Origin of the sequence: Ensifer sp. B1-9 (genome assembly GCF_050474445.1) — a bacterium.
GTDB lineage: Bacteria > Pseudomonadota > Alphaproteobacteria > Rhizobiales > Rhizobiaceae > Ensifer.
Map to the genome: position 1 here is coordinate 266,406 of NZ_JBCHVG010000007.1, position 19,604 is coordinate 286,009.

The 19,604-nt window shown below is 61.9% G+C and carries 19 protein-coding genes, 1 tRNA gene and 1 pseudogene; 8 read left to right on the top strand and 13 right to left on the bottom strand.

The window, feature by feature from the left end:
• Positions 1–10: 10 nt before the first annotated feature.
• From ACQ5BM_RS15225 to ACQ5BM_RS15260, 8 genes are all read right to left on the bottom strand, one after another.
• Complete coding sequence (locus ACQ5BM_RS15225) at positions 11–1,624, bottom strand: methyl-accepting chemotaxis protein (protein WP_429812600.1); 1,614 nt, start codon at positions 1,622–1,624, stop codon at positions 11–13.
• 795 nt (positions 1,625–2,419) lie between these two features.
• Positions 2,420–3,808, bottom strand: a complete 1,389-nt coding sequence (locus ACQ5BM_RS15230; RefSeq protein WP_429812602.1) for an FGGY-family carbohydrate kinase — start codon at positions 3,806–3,808, stop codon at positions 2,420–2,422.
• Positions 3,809–3,812: 4 nt separating this feature from the next.
• Positions 3,813–4,127: an L-rhamnose mutarotase gene (gene rhaM, locus ACQ5BM_RS15235; RefSeq protein WP_429812605.1), complete on the bottom strand. Its 315-nt coding sequence runs from the start codon at positions 4,125–4,127 to the stop codon at positions 3,813–3,815.
• A gap of 7 nt (positions 4,128–4,134) precedes the next feature.
• On the bottom strand, positions 4,135–5,139 hold the full coding sequence (locus tag ACQ5BM_RS15240; RefSeq protein WP_429812608.1) for an ABC transporter permease: 1,005 nt from the start codon (positions 5,137–5,139) through the stop codon (positions 4,135–4,137).
• Positions 5,139–6,119, bottom strand: coding sequence for an ABC transporter permease (locus ACQ5BM_RS15245; RefSeq protein ID WP_429812610.1), 981 nt, complete (start codon positions 6,117–6,119; stop codon positions 5,139–5,141). The genes ACQ5BM_RS15240 and ACQ5BM_RS15245 overlap by 1 nt, the downstream gene beginning before the upstream one ends.
• Positions 6,116–7,612 (bottom strand): sugar ABC transporter ATP-binding protein, encoded by a 1,497-nt coding sequence (locus tag ACQ5BM_RS15250; RefSeq protein ID WP_429812904.1) that lies wholly within the window; start codon positions 7,610–7,612, stop codon positions 6,116–6,118. Before ACQ5BM_RS15250 ends, ACQ5BM_RS15245 begins: the two co-directional genes overlap by 4 nt.
• Before the next feature lie 279 nt (positions 7,613–7,891).
• Positions 7,892–8,881: a rhamnose ABC transporter substrate-binding protein gene (gene rhaS / locus ACQ5BM_RS15255; protein ID WP_173515571.1), complete on the bottom strand. Its 990-nt coding sequence runs from the start codon at positions 8,879–8,881 to the stop codon at positions 7,892–7,894.
• A 118-nt stretch (positions 8,882–8,999) separates the two neighbouring features.
• Positions 9,000–9,812 carry a DeoR/GlpR family DNA-binding transcription regulator gene (locus tag ACQ5BM_RS15260; RefSeq protein WP_429812613.1) on the bottom strand — a complete coding sequence of 271 codons (813 nt, stop codon included), beginning with the start codon at positions 9,810–9,812 and terminating at the stop codon, positions 9,000–9,002.
• A 202-nt stretch (positions 9,813–10,014) separates the two neighbouring features.
• Between ACQ5BM_RS15260 and ACQ5BM_RS15265 the strand changes: the two genes are divergently transcribed.
• From ACQ5BM_RS15265 to ACQ5BM_RS15300, 8 genes and pseudogenes are all read left to right on the top strand, one after another.
• The gene (locus ACQ5BM_RS15265; RefSeq protein WP_429812615.1) at positions 10,015–12,114 is read left to right on the top strand and encodes a bifunctional rhamnulose-1-phosphate aldolase/short-chain dehydrogenase; all 2,100 of its coding nucleotides are present in this window, start codon (positions 10,015–10,017) and stop codon (positions 12,112–12,114) included.
• Positions 12,115–12,128: 14 nt separating this feature from the next.
• Positions 12,129–13,424 (top strand): L-rhamnose catabolism isomerase, encoded by a 1,296-nt coding sequence (rhaI, locus tag ACQ5BM_RS15270; RefSeq protein WP_429812617.1) that lies wholly within the window; start codon positions 12,129–12,131, stop codon positions 13,422–13,424.
• 150 nt (positions 13,425–13,574) lie between these two features.
• Positions 13,575–13,829 carry a GlsB/YeaQ/YmgE family stress response membrane protein gene (locus ACQ5BM_RS15275; RefSeq protein ID WP_429812620.1) on the top strand — a complete coding sequence of 85 codons (255 nt, stop codon included), beginning with the start codon at positions 13,575–13,577 and terminating at the stop codon, positions 13,827–13,829.
• Positions 13,830–13,953: 124 nt separating this feature from the next.
• Positions 13,954–14,142 carry a hypothetical protein gene (locus tag ACQ5BM_RS15280; RefSeq protein WP_429812622.1) on the top strand — a complete coding sequence of 63 codons (189 nt, stop codon included), beginning with the start codon at positions 13,954–13,956 and terminating at the stop codon, positions 14,140–14,142.
• Between the two features lie 83 nt (positions 14,143–14,225).
• Complete coding sequence (locus tag ACQ5BM_RS15285) at positions 14,226–14,687, top strand: YbaK/EbsC family protein (RefSeq protein WP_247958125.1); 462 nt, start codon at positions 14,226–14,228, stop codon at positions 14,685–14,687.
• A 103-nt stretch (positions 14,688–14,790) separates the two neighbouring features.
• Positions 14,791–15,117 (top strand): DUF930 domain-containing protein, encoded by a 327-nt coding sequence (locus ACQ5BM_RS15290; protein WP_429812624.1) that lies wholly within the window; start codon positions 14,791–14,793, stop codon positions 15,115–15,117.
• A gap of 84 nt (positions 15,118–15,201) precedes the next feature.
• A pseudogene (locus ACQ5BM_RS15295) lies at positions 15,202–15,279 on the top strand (DUF930 domain-containing protein); the annotation flags it as partial.
• Positions 15,280–15,783: 504 nt separating this feature from the next.
• Positions 15,784–17,031 (top strand): glycosyltransferase family 2 protein, encoded by a 1,248-nt coding sequence (locus ACQ5BM_RS15300; RefSeq protein ID WP_429812627.1) that lies wholly within the window; start codon positions 15,784–15,786, stop codon positions 17,029–17,031.
• 119 nt (positions 17,032–17,150) lie between these two features.
• Here the strand turns inward: ACQ5BM_RS15300 and ACQ5BM_RS15305 are convergent, their stop codons facing one another.
• The 5 genes from ACQ5BM_RS15305 to infA form a co-directional block, all read right to left on the bottom strand.
• Positions 17,151–17,372 (bottom strand): hypothetical protein, encoded by a 222-nt coding sequence (locus ACQ5BM_RS15305; protein ID WP_429812630.1) that lies wholly within the window; start codon positions 17,370–17,372, stop codon positions 17,151–17,153.
• A 523-nt stretch (positions 17,373–17,895) separates the two neighbouring features.
• A tRNA-Phe gene (locus ACQ5BM_RS15310) sits at positions 17,896–17,971 on the bottom strand.
• Between the two features lie 337 nt (positions 17,972–18,308).
• Positions 18,309–18,521 (bottom strand): DNA gyrase inhibitor YacG, encoded by a 213-nt coding sequence (gene yacG / locus ACQ5BM_RS15315; protein ID WP_429812633.1) that lies wholly within the window; start codon positions 18,519–18,521, stop codon positions 18,309–18,311.
• Between the two features lie 5 nt (positions 18,522–18,526).
• Positions 18,527–19,147, bottom strand: a complete 621-nt coding sequence (locus tag ACQ5BM_RS15320; protein ID WP_429812636.1) for a Maf-like protein — start codon at positions 19,145–19,147, stop codon at positions 18,527–18,529.
• Between the two features lie 150 nt (positions 19,148–19,297).
• Entirely contained in the window at positions 19,298–19,516 is a 219-nt protein-coding gene (gene infA, locus ACQ5BM_RS15325; protein ID WP_004435948.1) for a translation initiation factor IF-1, read from the bottom strand.
• Positions 19,517–19,604: the final 88 nt, after the last annotated feature.

Consider the following 19,604-nt stretch of genomic DNA (forward strand, 5'->3'; position numbering starts at 1 on the left):
GCTCTCGAAATCAGCGCTGCCATCCGGCGAGCTGGCGCTGCGGCCCGTCGTCGAACAGCGCGACCATCGGCTCCTCGGCAATCACGCCCGGAGCCGGCCTGTGCGGCTCGCGGCCGGCGGCTGACGAAACAGGATGGCGCCGCTCCAGGCGGAACCGGCGGATCGTTTCGCCAAGCTCGACAATGACGGTGTGGAGATCGTCCGACGAACGGGTGGCTTCGCTGGCCAGGACGGCGCTTGCCTGCACGCGCTCAGAGATCGTGCCGATCTCGGCAGCGACGCCCCGGAGGTCACCGACCTGCTGCTCCGCTTCGCGGGCGATGCCGGAAACCGCCGAATTGATCGACGTGACCTGCTCGACGATGCTGCTGATCGCGTCCTGGGTGCGGCCGACGATCTCGACGCCGGTCTCGACCTGCGCCTTGGTGCCGGAGACGAGCTGCTTGATTTCACGGGCCGCCTCACCGGAGCGCTGCGCCAGGGCGCGCACTTCCTGGGCGACGACGGCAAAGCCGCGGCCGCTGTCGCCGGCCCGCGCCGCTTCGATGCCGGCATTGAGCGCCAGCAGGTTGGTCTGGAAGGCGATCTCGTCGATGACGCCGATGATCTGGCCGATCTTTTCGGCGGACGCTTCGATATCGGCCATGGCGGTGATGGCCTGGCCGGCGATTTCGCCGCTGCGCTCGACAGCGATGCGGGTTTCGTTGGCCTTCGTTTCGGTCGCGCTGATGCGGCCGGAGCCTGACGCCATGCGGCAGGCCATGTCCGAGAGCGCTGCAAGTTGCCCGGACAGCGCATCGGCTTCGGCGCTCGCCTTGTCCGAGAAAGCGGCCGCGTTTCCACGTATGCGATCGACGAGGGCCTCGGCAGAACGGTTGTGGCGATCGGATGCCTGCAGGCTCTGTTGAATCTGTTCCAGCGCCGTATTGAGGCTGGCCACGATCGGCTGGTACGCCTCCGCTGCCGATTCCGGCAGGCGCGCGCCGAGATCGCCCTGACTCAAACTCTCGGCAAAGTCGCCGAAGAGCGCCTTGACTTCCTGTTCGTCGGCGCTGCGCTGCTCGGTCAATTGCCGCTGGTGCTGCTGGCGAAGGGCATTGAAACGGAGCGAAACGCCGATCTCCGTGTCGACGAAGACGGTACGCACGAGCGCGGCGACGAGCTCGCAGAGCTCGCGGCGACGCGCCTTGCCCATCGGCAGGAAGGATCTGGGCCAGGCCTCTTCTATGAGACCGACGAGGAGATGTTCGAGCACGACCGCATGGCTTGCCATCTGCCAGCGCGGATCGAGACCCATGCGGCTGGCCGTATCGGCGAGCACCTTGACGCGCTCGGCATAGAGACCGTCGAAACGCGCGTCCGTCAGCACGTTCCAGTGCGACGATTGCAGGTCTTGAAGACGATCGATCTGGCGATCGCTATCGAAATGGCGGGCGGCATCGGGATAGGTCTGCAGGCGCTGGAAAAGGTCACGAAGCGCCTGGTCGATGCGGGGAGAAAGCTTCTGTCTGTGGTCCCGGACGCGGTTGCAGCTCTCGTCGTCAAGCCCGGCAAAACGCAAGCGCTCCAGCAGGCTGCCTGCCTGGCCCTTCCTTGCCTGTTCTGACGACGCTTCCTGCCTCAACGCTGATCCCCGGGTATTGCGCGTTCGGAATTTGCCTGGGGAGGATCAAGGGGAGCTACGGTCCACCGGACGTGCACGCCACATTGATGAGATCAGCCCCCGCCGGCGGCGTCTGCTATCGTTCATCCCGCAAGTAAATTCGGTGAAGATTGATACCGGACCGGAACCGGTACGGCGGGGCGGCATCATGCCTTGAGGAGACTTGTGAATTATCCCATTCCGACGTGTGGGACCATGTTTATGGTTAATTCCTTGCTTGAAGGTTAACGGTCTCTCGCCTCTAATCGGATTCACTAAAGTTCGCAGGGTGTTTTCGCGCGTGTTTTCGCACCGCAACAAAACTGTAATAAAGACCCCTGAAACCAACAGGTTCTCAATCACAAGAGTTTAGAATTGTACTTCGACTTGCGCTCGCGTATCGAAGCGAAAGTGAAGTGGGCGCCGAGTGCGCGAAGAAACCTTCGCGAGAATGGGATGGGGAAAAGTGTGTGCGGTTTTCCTCCCGCATCCTGCTCTAACTTATGAGAAATCGATCACGTTTATGATTGGGTCGGTGCGATCTAAATCACCGTGATCCAGGTAAAGCGACATCATGACGATGCGCTTACAGGAAACGAACAATGATTGTTCTTGGAATTGGCGCCGCACTCACCGCAATCCTGACAATGATGGCAGTATCGATCGTGCTCAACATCGAGCACAACCGGTCGGTAAAGCGCAGCTCTGTGTTTTGATCGGGCCCTGGCCCGTCTCTTACTGACACAACCAAGCATCTTGCGACCGTGAGCGGATGTTCTACGGCCGCTTTTCTTTGTCCGCATGTTCGAGCGCCATCTCGCGCCATGCGCGCGCATAGGTAACGAAGCTCCCGGGAACCTCGCCCGCAACCGGCTGGACCCCGGTCCTGACCCTGGATCCACTAACGAGGCAGGCTGCCCCGAGGCTCGTACCCGTAACGTTGTGGGGATCGGCGAATATCGGCCGGCCCGTCGCGGCTGCGAGCATACGCAGATAGGCCGTATTGACCGCAAACGGTCCCTCGACGACGACCTCCCCGCGCGCTCCGATCAGATCGAGGCAGGTGGCCGTCATCAGCGCCAGGTGAAACGACACGACGGCAAAACGCTCGGCGGGGCTAAGCGCCTTCTCGTCGGTCGTCCAGATCGCCTTTGAAGCCGGAAAGGGACCGGAGCCCTCGGGTATCGACGGCAGCAGCATATGGCCGGCTTTGGCGACGGCCGCCTCCACGTCCGGCGTTGCGGGAACCACCCCTTCCCCCAATAGAAGCTGGAACGCCCGGCCGCCCATGAAGCGGGCCGAGGGCACGGGATCGCCAAGCGCATTGACGTTGATGAGCGTGTCGCGATGTTCGTCGAGTGGCTTCGGCTCCGCGCCGACCGCCAGCATGACGACCCAAGTGCCGGTGGAGACCACCGTGAAGGGCGAGGCCCGCGTCAGCAGATGCGGGAGAAGCGAGGCGTTGGAGTCATGGATCCCGCAATAGACAGGCGTCTCGGCCGCAATCCCGGTCGCGGCGCAGAGTTCCGGCCGCAAGGCGCCCGCGATATCGCTTGCCTTCAGCACCGGCGCGAAAAGCGGCCGCCAGCCCTGACGCTCGACCAGGGACGAGAAGGTCCCGGCTCGCGGGTTCCAGAGATCGGTGTGGCAGCCGAGCGAGGTCAGTTCGTTGCAAAGCACGCCCGTCAGGCGATAGGTCCAGTATTGCGCATAGGTGAGGATCGAGGCGACCCGCGCAAAATCATCCGGAAAGGTCTTCTGCTGCCAAAAGAGTTGCGCGCCGACATTGAGGCCCATCGGCAGGCGTGCGGAGCCGGTCTCGGAAAACGGCGGCCGTGCCGCATCATATTCGGCGGCAAGACTGTCGGGGCCGGCATATTCATAATCCAGCACCGGAAGCGCCAGATCACCGGCCGCATCAAGCACCACCGCCGTCGCGCCATGAGTGGTGATCGAGATTGCCTCTAAGGCGTGTTCGGCATTGAGCGCCGCGAGGCTCTCGAGCACGAAGGCCCAGAGATGCTCGATATCGAAATGCGGATAAGGACCGTCGGTGCGCACCGCATTCGCCGTCTTGCGAACGGCGATTTCCTCGAAACGGTCGAGATCGACCGCCGCGACCTTGGCATTGGTCTTGCCGATATCGATAACGCCAACGACCCGCATCACATCAGTCCATATGAAAGACGGTCGTGAGCGGTACGGCCACCGGCTCGTTGTCGCCACGCGTTTCCATGATATCGGCCATGTAGGCCCACCATTTCTGCATCAGTGGATGGGATGGCAGGTCGGCCATGCGGTGATCGTCGGTCCGCCAGAGCACACCGAAGAGCAGGTTGGTCTCCTCGTCCAGATGGATGGAATAATCGGAGACGCCGGCCTCCTTCAGAAGCGCCGCCAGCTCCGGCCAGATCGCGTCGTGCCGGGCCTTGTATTCGGCCGCCATGCCAGGGTTCAGCCGCATGCGGAACGCATATTTTTCCATGGGAACCTCAATGCGCAAGACGGTGGCGCGCGCGCCGCCAGAGGATCGGAAGCGCGATCACCGAGATCAGCAGCAGGCCGATGAAGATCGACATGACAATGCCAGGCACGTTGAGCAGGCCGAAGCCGAAGGTCACCATGCCCATGATCAGCGCCGCGAGCACGACGCCGGGAATGGTTCCGGAGCCGCCGAGAATGTTGACGCCGCCGAGCACGACCATCGTTACCACTTCGAGCTCCCATCCGAGCGCGATCGAGGGACGGGTGGAGCCGAGGCGCGAAGTCAGGCAGATCGAGGCCAGCCCGGCCATCAGCCCGGTCAACAGGAACAGGATGAACTTGATGCGCGCGACCCGGATGCCGGAGAAGAGCGCCGCCGTCTGATTGTTGCCGACGGCATAGACCGCACGGCCGAAATTGGTCTTGTGCAGCACGACGCCGTAGACGACAGCAAGGAGGACGAAGAGCGTGAACTCGAAGGAAAACACCCACCAGACATATCCCTGGCCGAACCAGGAGAAGCTGCCGGGATAGCCGGTGAAGGCCTGGTCGCCAAGGATGATGAAGGAAAGCCCGCGAAAGAGACTCATGGTGCCGATGGTCACCACGATGGACGGAAGCCCGAGACCGGTGATCAAAAGGCCGTTGATGGCGCCGCACACGAGGCCGACGGAAAGGCCGATCGCCACCAGCGCCGGCGTATCGAAACCAAGCTGGACGGCATAGCCCATCGCCGTCGAGGCGAGCGCAATGACCGAGGCCACCGAGAGATCAATCTCGCCCGAAATGATCACCAGCGCCATGGCAAAGGCGATCATCGCCTTTTCGGTGAAGTTGAACGTCGCGTCCGAAAGGTTCCAGGGGTCGAGGAAGTAGGGCGATGCCAGCGAGTTGCCCAGGAAGATCAGGCAGGCGACGACGAAAAGCAGACTTTCCCAGCTCTTCAAGAGACGCGCGCCACGGCCTTCCAGGCGATCGGGGACGTTGCGGGGGGTAAGGTGGGTCTCGGCCATCAGACAGCCTCCGCCTTTCTCAAGATGACGCGTCCCTTGCGCCGTTCGGCGCGAGCGTTGACGGCAACGGCAATGATGATGACCATGCCCGAAATCGCCATCTGGGCGAAGGGCGAGATGTTGATGACCGGCAGGGCATTCTTGATCACGCCAAGAAACAGCGCGCCGAGCACCGCGCCTGCGACAGTGCCGATACCGCCGGCGATCGAGATGCCGCCGATGACGCAGGCCGCGATGATATCGAGCTCGAAACCGGCAGCGATGTCGACATAGGCGACGGCGTAGCGCGACACCCAGAGGTAACCGGAAAGCCCGGCGAGCGCACCCGAAAGGCAATAGGCCGAGAAGCGGGTCCGGCCGACGTCGATACCGGTATAGACGGCCGCATGCGGATTGCCGCCGACGGCATAGAAGGCGCGCCCGAGCGCCGTGCGGCTCATCAGCAGGAAGACGAGCCCGATCATGACCAGCGACAGCCAGGAGAGAACCGGAAATCCGACAAGCTCGTCACGCGGCAGCGCCTTGAACGCGTCGCTCATCTGGTGGGCATTGATCCACTTGCCGCCGCTCAGGAGGAAGATCAGGCCGCGATAGATGGTGAGGGTGCCAAGCGTGACGACGATCGGCGGAATATCGAGCTTCCAGACGAGCGCCCCGTTGATCATGCCGAGCGCCGTGCCGAGCGCGATCGCTGCAAGGATGATCAGCGGGATCGGCAGGCCCGGAAAGGCAGCGTTCAGCATCGCGGCCACCATGCCCGAAAGCGCCAGGTTGGCGGCCATCGAAAGGTCGATGCATCGCGTCAGGATCACGGCCATCTGGCCAAGCGCCAGAATAATCAGGATCGACGTGTCGTTGTAGACGCGCGCAAGATTGGCGGGCGCCACGAAGGGTGGAAAGCGCAAGGTGATCAGCGCGAGCAGCACGGCGATCGCGCCGACGAGCAGGAGCTCACGGTTCTTGAGAAACTTCGCCATCATGCGGCCTCCTGAATGCCGGCGGCGGCGCGCACCAGCTTTTCCGCCGTCAGTTCGGCGCGCTCGAACCGCCCGGCAATCCGGCCCTCGCGCATGACGATGACGCGGTCGGACATGCCCATGATTTCGGGGATTTCCGAGGAGACCATGATGACGCTCAGGCCTTCGGCCGCCAGTTCGCTCATAAAGGCATGGACCGCCGCCTTGGAACCGATATCGATGCCCTTGGTCGGCTCGTCGAGAATGATCACCTTCGGCCTCGTCGCCAGCCACTTGGCGATGACGACCTTCTGCTGGTTGCCGCCTGAAAGGGTGCCGACATCCTGGTCGAGCGAAGCGGCGCGCAGATCGAGACGCGAGGTGTATTCGCGGGCAAGCGCGAACTCGTTGGCAAGTTTCAGGAAACCCGAGCGCGAGGTGCGCGACAGCGACGGCAGGGTGACGTTCTGGAAGATCGGCAATCCAATGATCGCGCCCTGCCGGCCGCGCTCTTCGGGCACATAGACGATGCCGCTGCGGATCGCTTCGGACGGGCTGCGGATTACCAGCACCTCGCCGTCGAGCCGAACCGCACCGGCGGAAGGTCGGGTGACGCCGATCAGCGACTGCATGAACTCCGAACGGCCGGCGCCGACGAGGCCGTAGAATCCGAGGATTTCGCCCCGGCGAAGCTCGAAGTTGATGTCCTCGAATTCGGTCGGGTGGCGGTAGCCCGAGACGGTCAGCACCGGCTCGCCGATCGCCACGTCCTTCTTTGGGTAGACCGAGCCGACGGCGCGGCCGACCATGAGGCGCACCAGCTTATCCTGGCTGACATCGGCGATCAGTCCCTCGTCCACCATGGTTCCGTCGCGGAAGACGGTATAGCGATCGGCAATGCGGAAGATCTCGTCGAACTTGTGGCTGATGAAGAGGATCGCCTTGCCGTCGGCCTTCAGCCGCTCGACGAGAGCGTAGAGCTCATAGATTTCCTTGTGCGACAGCGCGGCCGTCGGCTCGTCCATGATGACCACCTGGGCGTCGACGGAAAGGGCGCGGGCGATCGCGACGAGGTGTTTCCTGGCGATGCCGAGATCGCGGAGCCGGATCGTCGGATCGAAATCGGCACCGGCTCGCGCCAGCAGGGCGCGCGCATCGGTATTGAGCTTCTTCCAGTCGATCAGCCCGAAGCGATTGCGCGGGGCGTGACCGAGGAAGATATTCTCGGCAACCGAAAGCTCATCGAAGAGTACGGTTTCCTGGTGGATCGCGGTGACGCCGGCGCGGGCCGCGGCAAGCGCCGTCGGGAAATGCACCTCCTGATCGCCGACGGAGATCGTGCCCTGGTCCGGCTGATAGATACCGGTCAGGATTTTCACCAGCGTCGATTTGCCGGCGCCATTTTCGCCGATCAGCGCGGTCACCGATCCCGGATAGAGCGACAGCGAAACGTCGGAGAGCGCCTTGACGCCAGGGAAGGACTTCGAGATCCCCTTAAGCGCGATGGCGGGCTTTATCCGCGATGTGAGCGTATCCTGGAGCAAGAGTCAGTCCACCAATTCAGTCGTTTCAAGTAGGCAGCGGTCTTTACGACGAGGCCGCCTTCATCTTCTTTCGGAGAAGGAAGCCCCCTCACCCTGGCCCTCTCTCCGCCAGCGGGGAGAGGGACACGCTAGTGGGTCGCCGTTCGTGCCGACGCTCATGAAGGGCGAGGCGTCGCCACGTGTTCCCTTCTCCCCGTCGGACGGGGAGAAGGTGGCCGGCAGGCCGGATGAGGGGCAAACTCCCTTCGCAGATCAGAAGATCTTGGCGAATTCCTCGACGTTCTTGGCGTCGTAGACGAACGGATCGGCCATGGCGCCTTCATTGTTGTCGTCGAGCTTGACCGTGCCCATGCGGCCCATCTTCAACTCGGCACCGGGCTTGGCCTCCGCACCGTTGATCAGGTCGTAGGAAAGCATCGTCGCGGAATAGCCGAGGTCGATCGGGTTCCAGATCGCAAACGATTTGGAGGCGCCCGACTTCACGTGGCCGGCCATTTCCGAGGGAAGGCCGAGACCCGTGACGTTGATCTGGCCGATCTTGCCGGCGTCGGTGACGGCCTGCGCCGCCGCAACGATGCCGACGGAGGTCGGCGCGATGATCGCCTTCAGGTTCGGATAGGACTGGATGAGCCCTTGCGTCTCGCGATAGGACTTGTCGGCAAGGTCGTCGCCATAGACGGTCGCGACGACGTTGATGCCCTTGTAGTTGCCCTGGACCTTCTTCATCTCCGCGATCCAGGTGTTCTGGTTGGTCGCGGTCGCCGAAGCGGACAGCACGGCGACGTCCCCGCCTTCAGGCAGGTTGTCGGCGGCAAGCTTGATGATCATGTTGCCGATCAGCGCATTCGAGGACGGGTTGAGATGCATCATCCGGCCTTCCTTGGCGACGCCGGAATCCCAGGAGATCACCTTGATGCCGCGGTCCATGGCCTTCTTCAGCGCCGGCACCAGGGCGTCGGTGTCGTTGGCGGAGACGGCGATCGCGTCGACCTTCTGGGCGATCAGCGAATTGATCACTTCGATCTGGCCTTCCGCCGTCGTCGAGGTCGGGCCGGTATAGATCACCTCGACATCGCCCAATTCCTTGGCCGCTTCCTGAGCGCCCTTGTTGGCAGCCTCGAAGAAGCCGATGCCCAGCGCCTTGACGACGAGGGCGATCTTCTTGTTTTCCGCATGTGCGGCATTGGCCATCAGCGCCAGCGAAACGGCGGCCGTGACCATCAGTGATTTCAGGATCTTCATGCTCATTTCCTCCCATTGACCGGTGCGCGAAACACGCAGCCGGCGCGACTTCCTCCGTTCGGCAACGACCCGGCCCCTTATCGACCGTGACCGTCACCTTCCCCTCACCTCGCCCGCTTCAGGCGGACGAGGACATGTTCTCCGCATCCATGCCGGCCCTGCTGCTGGCAACGACCAGCCTCACCCCGGCATTTTCGAGCATCGCGGCATGCCTGTCCTCGATGCCCGAATCCGTGATCACCGTGGCGATCCGCTTCAGCCCGCAGAGGATGAGGCTGGAGCGCTTGTGAAATTTCGACGAGTCGACCAGCACGACGAGTTCGTCGGCCTGGTCGATGAGCTTCTGTTCCGCCTGGATCAGAAGCGGATCGGCCTCCATCAGGCCGAGCGGCCCCAGCCCTTGAGCCCCCATGAACATGCGGCGCGCATAGAAGTTGCGCGTCACGTCGTTGTCGAAGGGGCTCAGGATGATGTTCTGCTCGCGGTAGATCGTGCCGCCCGACAGCATCACCGTGTTCTTCGAGTGCTTCAGCAGATGCTCGGCGATCGGGAAGGAATTGGTGAAAACCTGCATCCGGCGATTGCTGAGGAAATGCACCATCTGGAAGGTGGTCGTGCCGCCATTGATGATGATCGGCTCGCCATCCTCGCAGAGTGCCACCGCCTCCTTGGCGATCGCCTGCTTCTCGCGGGCATGCAGCCCCTCGTTGACCTTGAACGGACGGCCGGCAAGCCCGACGAATTGCGGCGGGTTGATCGCCTCGGCGCCGCCGCGCACGCGGCGCAGCTTCTTCTGTACGTGAAGCGCTGCGATGTCGCGCCGGATCGTCGCCTCGGAACTGTCGGTCAGATCGACCAGTTCCTGGACGGTGACGACGGGTTTTTCCTGAACCGCCGACAGAATGATCCGGTGTCTTTCTTTCTCGTGCATGCGCTCCTCCGATACCATCAATGCTTCCATCACGATCGACCATTGTCAATCACAATCAATCATATTTTTTCATTGTGCAGCGCAATATGCGCGAACTTGATCGTTTTTGATTGACTTTAACACTCAAGTCCTGTGATCTGATGCCAACCATATCTCTGCGCGGCCGCCAAGCCGCGCGGCATCAGACCGGGAGGAATTCGAGATGCTCGACAAGCAGCAGGGCGCACGACTTGCAAACCTTTGGGACGAGGCAAAGGCTGCCGGCATGAGCGAATCCGAGCGTTTGCTCTACCGCTCCAATCTGCTCGGTTCCGACAAGCGCATCACCAACTACGGCGGCGGCAACACCTCGGCCAAGGTGATGGAGAAGGATCCGCTCGGCGGCGGCACGGTCGAGGTTCTCTGGGTCAAGGGTTCGGGCGGCGACGTCGGCACGATCAAGCTCGACGGCTTCGCGACGCTCTACATGGACAAGCTCAACGCGCTGAAGTCGATCTATCGCGGCGTCGCGTTCGAAGACGAGATGGTCGGCTACCTGCCCCATTGCACCTTCAACCTCAACCCGCGCGCCGCCTCCATCGATACCCCCCTGCACGCCTATGTGCCGAAGAAGCATGTCGACCACATGCATCCCGACGCGATCATCGCGATTGCCGCATCGCAGAACAGCCGCGAGCTGACGGCAAAGATCTTCGGCGACGACATCGGCTGGCTGCCGTGGAAGCGACCGGGCTACGAGCTCGGCCTGTGGCTCGAAAAATTCTGCCTGGAAACCCCCAGGGCACGCGGCGTCGTGCTCGAAAGCCACGGCCTTTTCACCTGGGGCGACACGGCCAAGGAAGCCTACGAGACGACGATCGAGATCATCAACAAGGCGATTGCCTGGTTCGAAGCCGAGAACACCAAGCCGGCCTTCGGCGGCGCGGTGAAGCCGGTGCTTGATGATCTTGCCCGCGCCGATGTCGCCCGCAAGCTGATGCCTGTCATCCGTGGGCTGATCAGCACCGACGAGCGCAAGGTCGGTCATTTCGACGACAGCCAGGCGGTGCTCGATTTCGTCACCGCGCGCGACCTGGAGCCGCTCGCAGCGCTCGGCACGAGCTGCCCCGACCATTTCCTACGCACCAAGATCCGGCCGCTGGTGATAGATTTCGACCCGGCCAATCCCGATGTCGACAAGACGCTTGCCGCCCTTCCCGAGGCGATCGCTGCCTATCGCGCCGACTATGCGGCCTATTACGAGCGCTGCAAGCATGCCGACAGCCCTGCCATGCGCGACCCGAACGCGGTCGTCTATCTCGTGCCCGGCGTCGGCATGATTACCTTTGCCAAGGACAAGGCAACCGCCCGCATCTCCGGCGAGTTCTATGTCAACGCCATCAACGTCATGCGTGGCGCCTCCGGTGTCTCCACCTATGTCGGCCTGCCGGAACAGGAGGCCTTCGACATCGAATACTGGCTGCTTGAAGAAGCCAAACTCCAGCGCATGCCGAAGCCGAAGAGCCTGGCCGGCCGGATCGCGCTCGTGACCGGTGGCGCCGGCGGTATCGGCAAGGCGACCGCCAACCGGCTGATGCAGGAAGGCGCCTGCGTGGTGCTGGCCGATATCGACGAGGCTGCGCTCGCCGCCGCTGCGGGCGAGCTTTCCGCACGCTACGGCAAGGATTTCGTGCGCTCCGTCAGCATGAACGTTACCAGCGAAGAAGCCGTCGAGAACGGCTTCCGCGACACGATGCTCGCCTTCGGCGGCCTCGACATCCTCGTTTCCAATGCCGGCCTTGCTTCCTCCGCCGCGGTCGAGGACACGACACTGGCGCTTTGGAACAAGAACATCGAGATTCTGGCGACCGGCTATTTCCTCGTGTCGCGCGAGGCCTTCCGCATCTTCCGCCAGCAGAAGGCCGGCGGCAACGTCGTCTTCGTCGCCTCCAAGAACGGCCTTGCTGCCTCGCCCGGAGCCTCGGCCTATTGCACAGCCAAGGCGGCCGAGATCCATCTCGCCCGCTGCCTGGCGCTCGAAGGTGCCGCGGCACAGATCCGCGTCAACGTCGTCAATCCGGACGCGGTGCTGCGCGGCTCGAAAATCTGGACGGGCGAATGGAAGGAGCAGCGCGCCGCCGCCTACAAGATGGATGTCGACGACCTGGAAGCGCATTATCGCGAACGTTCGATGCTGAAGCTCAGCGTCTTCCCGGAGGACATCGCCGAGGCGATCTACTTCCTCGCCTCCGACATGTCGGCGAAATCGACCGGCAACATCATCAACGTCGACGCGGGCAACGCCCAGTCGTTCACGCGCTGATCGAGGAGAACGCCATGACGACCACCATGATCAGCCAGGCAACGGTCGAGGCCGACAACGACAGCCGTCTTGCGGCACTTCGCCGGGACTACGAGAGCCTCGGCGAGCGACTCGACCGGCGTGGTATCGCGATCGACGAGATCAAGCGCAAGGTCGCCGCCTATGGTGTCGCCGTCCCCTCCTGGGGTGTCGGCACCGGCGGTACGCGCTTTGCCCGCTTCCCCGGCAAGGGCGAACCGCGCAACATCTTCGACAAGCTCGAGGATTGCGCAGTCATCCAGCAGTTGACCAGGGCGACGCCGACCGTCTCGCTGCATATCCCCTGGGACAAGGTCAGCGACATCTCCGAACTGAAGCAGAAAGGCACTTCGCTCGGCCTCGGCTTCGACGCGATGAACTCCAACACCTTCTCCGACGCGCCGGGCCAGGAACACTCCTACAAGTACGGCTCGCTGTCGCACGTCGACGCCGCCACGCGCCGCCAGGCGGTGGAACACAATCTCGAATGCATCGAGATTGGCCGGCAGCTCGGCTCGAAGGCGCTGACCGTCTGGGTCGGCGACGGCTCGAATTTTCCCGGCCAGAGCAATTTCACCCGCGCCTTCGAGCGGTATCTCGATGCGATGAAATCGGTCTATGCGGCATTGCCTGATGACTGGCGCGTCTTTACCGAGCACAAGATGTTCGAGCCGGCCTTCTATTCGACCGTCGTGCAGGACTGGGGCACCAATTACCTGATCGCCCAGGAGCTCGGCCCCAAGGCCTTCTGCCTCGTCGACCTCGGCCACCATGCGCCCAACGTCAACATCGAAATGATCGTCGCCCGCCTCATCCAGTTCGGCAAGCTCGGCGGCTTCCATTTCAACGATTCGAAATACGGCGACGACGATCTCGACACGGGCGCGATCGACCCCTATCGCCTGTTCCTCGTCTTCAACGAGCTGGTGGATGCGGAAACGCACGGCGCCAAGGGCTTCAGGCCCGCGCATATGCTCGACCAGAGCCACAATGTCACCGATCCGATCGAAAGCCTGATGACGAGCGCGACCGAGGTCTGCCGCGCCTATGCGCAGGCGCTGATCGTCGACCGCACGGCGCTCGAAGGCTGCCAGGAAGACAACGACGCGCTGATGGCGAGCGAGACCCTGAAGACCGCCTTCCGCACCGACGTCGAGCCGATCCTTGCGATGGCGCGACTTGAGAATGGCGGGGCGGTGGCGCCGGTCGCGGCCTATCGCAACAGCGGCTACCGCGCGAAAGTCGCGGCTGAGCGCCCGGCCGTTGCCGGCGGCGGAGGCGGCATCGTCTGATACCATCGAGCGGCGCCGTGTCCGCGGGGGCCGGCGCTGCCGCTTGCGCCCAAGCGCTCAAAAAATCGCCTTACGATGAAATTGCCCCCTATCTGATTTCGATTCCTGATCTATCTTTCCAATCGAGATCCAATGGAAAGGGGACAATTCATGGGTATTGAAAGCATTCTCGTCTTCCTGATCGTCGGCGCCGTGGCCGGCTGGCTCGCCGGCCTCATCGTCAAGGGCGGCGGGTTCGGCCTCGTCGGCAATATGGTCGTCGGCATCATCGGCGCCTTCATCGCCGGCTACCTCTTTCCGGCGATCGGCATCACCCTCGGCAGCGGCATTCTCTCCGCAATCCTGCACGCGACGATCGGCGCGATCATCCTCCTGGTGCTGATCCGAATCGTCAAACAGGCCTGATCCAGACCGGCGCGGTCACCCTTCGCGCCTGCGTTCCATCTGGACGCGCGAAGGGGGCTGTAGCACTGTAATCTGCTGGACGGGTCACCGGACGGAAACCGCATATTGCCAGACGGAGGCAAGCATGAACGCGCTTTACACCGACAAGATCGAAACGGCGCTCAAGTCTTTCATCGCGGATCATCCAGGCATGCAGACGCGAGACCAGGCGATCATCGCAATCCTCGAGAACTGGTTCACCAGCCATGGCTACCTTCCCCCGCGGCAGGAAGGTCTTCGCCCGGAAGACCTTGACGCCTCCAACGACGATTGAGAGATTTGCGCACCCGGCGCAGAAGACGACCTTTGCCCCGCGGCTGATCGCCCTAGCTTTTTCAATAACGTGAACCGTTCGCCATGAGCCTTGCCTCCGTCAAAGACTTCTTTTCCCAGCATGCCCCCGACATCGACGTCATCGAGCTGCAACAGAGCACCGCCACGGTTGCGCTTGCGGCCGAGGGCCACGGTGTCGAACCGGCGCAGATCGCCAAGACGCTGGCGCTCCGTGTCGGCGACGACGTGATCCTGATCGTTACGCGCGGCGACGCCCGCCTCGACAACAAGAAGTACAAGGCCCGCTTCGGCACCAAGGCCCGCATGCTCGGCTTCGACGAGGTGGAAGCGGAGACCGGGCATCCGGTCGGCGGCGTCTGCCCCTTCGGCCTTGCCAAGCCGCACAGCATCTATTGCGACGAGTCCCTGAAGGCCTACGACATCGTCGTGCCGGCAGCCGGCGCCACCAATGCGGCCGTGCATATCAGCCCCGCCCGCATCGTCGAACTGACGGGCGCCGAGTGGATCGACGTTTCCGAAGCGTGATCCCCGCGCCTTGGAATGGCCACAATGCTTAACTGAAACCGCAGGCGCGTCGCGGAGTGATTTGCCGGGTCCGGTTCTTTTTCATGGCAGGAATTCGTCGAGCATGAAGACAATCGCGTACCCGCTCATCTTCGCCGCCACATTCTCCCCGGCATCGGCGATGGACCAATCCCTGGTACGCCAGTTCGAAAAGCTCGACCCTCAGACCCGCTTGGAACAGCGATGCGACACCGAGGCGATGGAGCGCATCAACGCCGACAAGTCGACCTTCAAGCCGGACAAGGTCATCGCCTACACCTTCGCCGAACCCATCGTGAAGGAAGACAAGATGAAGGCGCCGGGCGCAGTCTTCCGCAGCCAGGGGGAGTGGTACAAGCTGAAGTTCAAGTGCCGTACCGACGCGGAGCACCTACAGCGCCGCGCGTCTTAGCTGACGCGCAAAGGTCGCTGTAGCACTTTGATTTGCTGCATGTTTTGTCCTTTAATCGGTTACGATTAAAGGAAACATGCAGTGGATGTCCTGTCGTTCGAATACAAGATCGGCGAGCTTGTACCGCACGAGAGCTGGGACCAGTTCTACCTCTACCCCTGACGGGCGCGCCGCCCGAACTTTTGGCCGTTGTTAGAGAACGGCCATCAGAAACAGCAGCGAGCCGAGCGACAGCGCGGCCATGATGCTCATCAGCATCTTCATCATATGAGCTGCCATTTCGTACATCCTTCTCTGCTCCCTTAGGAATGAACGAATGCGTCTGCTTTGGGGCGGGTCGCTCGATGAACACGGGGTTCGAGCGTCGTTGTACAGCCATCGAGACTGCCTCAGCATGGTTAACAAATCGCTAACGGAGGGTTCTGCTCCCCTTCTATAACCGTGGCCCGCTGCCCCCACCTCTCTTCAAGATAAGGCTCACGCAAGATCGAGGCGGAATAAGGAAACGTCGGATGGACGCTTCGCGCATTGCCCCTTGCGCCTGGAGGTGTCTGCCCCTGCCGATGCATCGCCAGCCACTGCTGTTTCGCGCCGGCGGTGCAAGCAAACGCGATGCGAGCGGTCTACCGCGGGCTCGATGTCGCATGACTGTCAATGGAGAGGCGAGTGAGCCAGGTTAAGCTGAGCATCTGCATTCCCACCTATAACCGCGCGCCCTTCCTCGAAAAGGCGCTCGACTACTTCGTCGCACTCTACCAGTTCTCCTACAAGTACGAGATCGTCATCTCCGACAATGCCTCGACCGACAGCACCCGGGAGATCGTCGATCGCTTTATCGCCAAGGGGCTGCCAATCCGCTATTTCCGCCAGTCGGAGAATTTCGGCGCGATTTCCAACGTCATCAGCGCCGTCAGCCGCGCGGTCGGTGAGTACACGCTCTATCTGGCTGACGACGACGTGCTCATCAACGATGGCTTGCGCGAGGCGATCCGCTATCTGGATCTCAATCCCGAAGTGACCGCCTGCTTTGCGCCCTGGTACACGCATGACGAGATCGACGGATGTGACGGTGCGCCGTTCTATTCGGTCGACAAGGACATGAAGTTCAAGAAACGGGAATTCGAGCCGGTTTTCGATTTTCTCATCGACCGACATGTCTTTCCCGAGATCGGCATTTACCGGACCGCAGCTCTGCGCTCCGCTTGGGCACCCCGGCACATCGCCTATTGGGCCTTCGCCTATCTCGCGCATTTTCTAGAACTGGGCGCCGTCGCCTTCCTGAAGAAGCCGTTCTATCGTCAGGTGATAAGGTCCAAGATCGTCCGCGATCGGGCGCAGGCTGGCCACGCTGAAACACTGACGGGCTGGGACACGTATCGCGGCGGCCTTGAATACTTCCTCTATAGCGGCGCCAAACGCGGCGCTGTGAAGCTGACCGCCGATCGCCGCGCCTACCTCGACGCGCAGATCAAGGACTTCACCATGGTCCGCATGAGCGTCGCCTTACGCATGTGGATGATGAAGAAGGACTACGTTCGCGCCTATGAACTCTACACGCGGCTGATGCTGGGCGGTTTCGAGCACCATCCCGAGGTGCAGCAGGTACGAGGGGCGCTGCCCCTCCTGGTCGCTCTTCAGACCGTCACGTGGCACACGAACGCGATCGCGGAAATCGATCGGCTCGTCCTTCACGGCGTGGACGACCATGGCGCGATCGAGGCACTGTTGCGCGAGCTTGGCCTGCGCTCCGAAATCGCCGTCGTTCCGCCAACGACACAAATGACAGCGGACGAGATTGCCCGTACCGCCGTGTTCATTACCGCCGATAGCGACCGCAAGCATTATCTGCGCAACGGTTACCCGCCGAACCTGGTGGTCAGCGAAGGCGATATTCTCAGTCATGTTCTGATCTGAAACGAAAGGGCGCCACGGCGCCCTTCCTTGTTTTCATGGATGTCATCGTCTGAGAGACAGACCGGCGGTCGATAGCCAAGCGGCATTTCGGCCCATCGGCTTCCTCTCACGTGCTCTTCCTACTTGCGCATGATGCCCTTGTAGTAGGAACCGTTTCTCGGCGGCGGGCGATTTACGGTCTTTCCGGGCGGATTGTACTTCTCGCTCTGGTGGCCTTCATTGACCGGCGTCGGTGACACGCCCTTGTAGTAGCTGCCTCCTGCGAGAGCGGGAACGGACGCACCGGCGGCGATCGTTGCTGTGACGAGCGTTGCTAAAGAGAGCCTGGCAAATTTACGCATTTCTGATCCTCGGTTGACCCTGCCACGACCCTGTTTTTATTGCGGTTTCGTGACATCGATTACGCGGCGAAGACGTTCGCCGCTCAGGTCCTCCCGGGCGTGAGAATAGGCGGAAGCTGCGACGGACGTGTAACGCAGGTAACAGCCGCCCGGTCTCGTCTGCGATGTAGTGGAGGATCAATGCAGATCAGCGATGGGCCGGAGTTGTTACGCAAGCCTACTCAACGCTCGGCTGGCATACGCTGGTCATCGCTCCCTTCGCGCAAACGCGACCACTCAACGGGAATGACTGCAGGATGCTCCGACGCCGCTTCGATGGTGACCATCAGCGTCTGAGCGAAAGTCGATTGCTACGAGATGCGCTTCCAAGCCGGTTTGGGAAACGGGGTGACAATGAACGCGTTCCAGCGCTCGCGGTCGTCTCTCGTCCTGAAGCAATCTCTGGCTTCCTTAAAAATCTCTTGGACGCATCGCGTCATTGACGCTTCAAGCGCCATGGAAACCAGATCTTCGAGAAGAAAAATGGTGCCCGGAGGCGGATTTGAACCACCGACACGCGGATTTTCAATCCGCTGCTCTACCAACTGAGCTATCCGGGCATCCTGCCGTTTCGGGCAGCGGTCCCTTGCGGAACCATCGGGGCGCTTGTGTTTGCCCCGGAAGCGAGCGGGGTTATAGCATCTTGTTCGGCGGTGTCCAGCGCCAAATGAAAGTTTTTTGACCGAAATCCTGTGGACAGCTGAAAAAACCAAAAAGACAAAGAGATTCAGAGAGATCGTGTTCGCCTCCCCCGGTACGCTGCACGAGGAAATGGTCTTCGGAGGCCGAAAACGGCGGCCGCATTCACCGGCGGCGCGCAGGAACTTCCGGGCGTCGCTCACTGCAGAGATGTGCAGAGGGGAAGGCCGGCCTGCGCCCCGGCCGCAGCGGTAAGCCCTAGCGATCGTCGCCGTCGTCGGCCTTCGACTCATCGTCGGCAACCGGAATGGCATAGGAGCCGGAAAGCCAGCGGTTGAGGTCGACGTTGCGGCAGCGGTCGGAGCAGAAGGGATAGTGCTCCCGATGCGACGGCCGGCCGCATTCCGGGCAGGGTCGAGGCGCCCGCAAGGGCGCGACGTTCGAACCGCTCTTCTTCGTTTCCTCGGTCACCGGTCTCAGCCTTCCAGCCAACGATTGTGCACATCGTAGCCTTCGCCGACAAGCAGGCCGACGGTTTCGTAGAGTGGCAGGCCGACGACGTTGCTGTAGGAGCCGACGAGTTTCACCACGAAGCTGCCGGCAATTCCCTGGATGCCGTAGCCGCCCGCCTTGCCGCGCCATTGGCCCGAGGCGAGATAGCTTTCGATATCAAAACCGGACAGGCGCTTGAAGCGCACCTTGGTGTCGACCACCTTCTGCCTGAGCGTCTTGTCCGGGGTGATCAGGCATACGCCGGTATAGACGCGGTGGCTGCGGCCGGAGAGCAGGTGCAATGCGCTGGAGGCTTCGCTGACGAGTTCCGGCTTCGGCAGGATACGCCGGCCGACGCAGACGACCGTATCGGCCGCCAGGATATAACTTCCGTCCCAGCCGGGTTCGCCCTTGATCGCCGCAAGTGCCGCCCGCGCCTTCTCAGCCGACAGACGCCTTGCGAGCGAACGCGGATGTTCGGCACGCTTCGGCGTCTCGTCGAGATCCATCGGCATCAGGCGCGCGGGCTCGATGCCCGCCTGCGCCAGAATTTCGACGCGACGCGGCGAGCCGGACGCCAGTATCAGTTTCTTGGCCACTGTCATCGGAACGAGCCGTCACTCCAGAGCAATTCCAGCAAAAATGCGTTAGGCGGTTTTGCGTCTGGAATTGCAATCCAAACCGAAGGTTAGAGCGTTTTCGCGATTCGAAGAAGAAGCGGAAATGCTCCAGGAATTGCGTAGAGCCGGAGCGGCTTACTTGAAGCGGTAGGTGATACGGCCCTTGGTGAGGTCGTACGGGGTCATTTCAACGAGAACCTTGTCGCCGGCCAGAACGCGGATACGGTTCTTGCGCATGCGGCCGGCCGTGTGAGCAATGATCTCATGCTCGTTTTCGAGCTTCACACGGAAGGTCGCATTGGGAAGCAATTCCGTGACCACGCCCGGAAATTCAAGGACTTCTTCTTTCGCCATGTAGGACTGTTCTTTCCATCTTTGTTTAGGGATACGTCAGGCATCCCGAAAAATTCGCCGGAAACTACACAATCGACGAGGATTTGTG

Bases quoted from the DNA above. Each gene is read 5' to 3' on its own strand.
- ACQ5BM_RS15260 (WP_429812613.1), bottom strand. From the start codon at position 9,812: ATGCACGAGAAAGAAAGACACCGGATCATTCTGTCGGCGGTTCAGGAA.
- ACQ5BM_RS15320 (WP_429812636.1), bottom strand. From the start codon at position 19,147: ATGACAGTGGCCAAGAAACTGATACTGGCGTCCGGCTCGCCGCGTCGC.
- ACQ5BM_RS15305 (WP_429812630.1), bottom strand. From the start codon at position 17,372: ATGCGTAAATTTGCCAGGCTCTCTTTAGCAACGCTCGTCACAGCAACG.
- ACQ5BM_RS15245 (WP_429812610.1), bottom strand. From the start codon at position 6,119: ATGATGGCGAAGTTTCTCAAGAACCGTGAGCTCCTGCTCGTCGGCGCG.
- rhaI (WP_429812617.1), top strand. From the start codon at position 12,129: ATGACGACCACCATGATCAGCCAGGCAACGGTCGAGGCCGACAACGAC.
- ACQ5BM_RS15285 (WP_247958125.1), top strand. From the start codon at position 14,226: ATGAGCCTTGCCTCCGTCAAAGACTTCTTTTCCCAGCATGCCCCCGAC.
- ACQ5BM_RS15275 (WP_429812620.1), top strand. From the start codon at position 13,575: ATGGGTATTGAAAGCATTCTCGTCTTCCTGATCGTCGGCGCCGTGGCC.
- ACQ5BM_RS15240 (WP_429812608.1), bottom strand. From the start codon at position 5,139: ATGGCCGAGACCCACCTTACCCCCCGCAACGTCCCCGATCGCCTGGAA.
- rhaS (WP_173515571.1), bottom strand. From the start codon at position 8,881: ATGAAGATCCTGAAATCACTGATGGTCACGGCCGCCGTTTCGCTGGCG.
- rhaM (WP_429812605.1), bottom strand. From the start codon at position 4,127: ATGGAAAAATATGCGTTCCGCATGCGGCTGAACCCTGGCATGGCGGCC.
- ACQ5BM_RS15280 (WP_429812622.1), top strand. From the start codon at position 13,954: ATGAACGCGCTTTACACCGACAAGATCGAAACGGCGCTCAAGTCTTTC.
- infA (WP_004435948.1), bottom strand. From the start codon at position 19,516: ATGGCGAAAGAAGAAGTCCTTGAATTTCCGGGCGTGGTCACGGAATTG.
- ACQ5BM_RS15265 (WP_429812615.1), top strand. From the start codon at position 10,015: ATGCTCGACAAGCAGCAGGGCGCACGACTTGCAAACCTTTGGGACGAG.
- ACQ5BM_RS15230 (WP_429812602.1), bottom strand. From the start codon at position 3,808: ATGCGGGTCGTTGGCGTTATCGATATCGGCAAGACCAATGCCAAGGTC.
- ACQ5BM_RS15290 (WP_429812624.1), top strand. From the start codon at position 14,791: ATGAAGACAATCGCGTACCCGCTCATCTTCGCCGCCACATTCTCCCCG.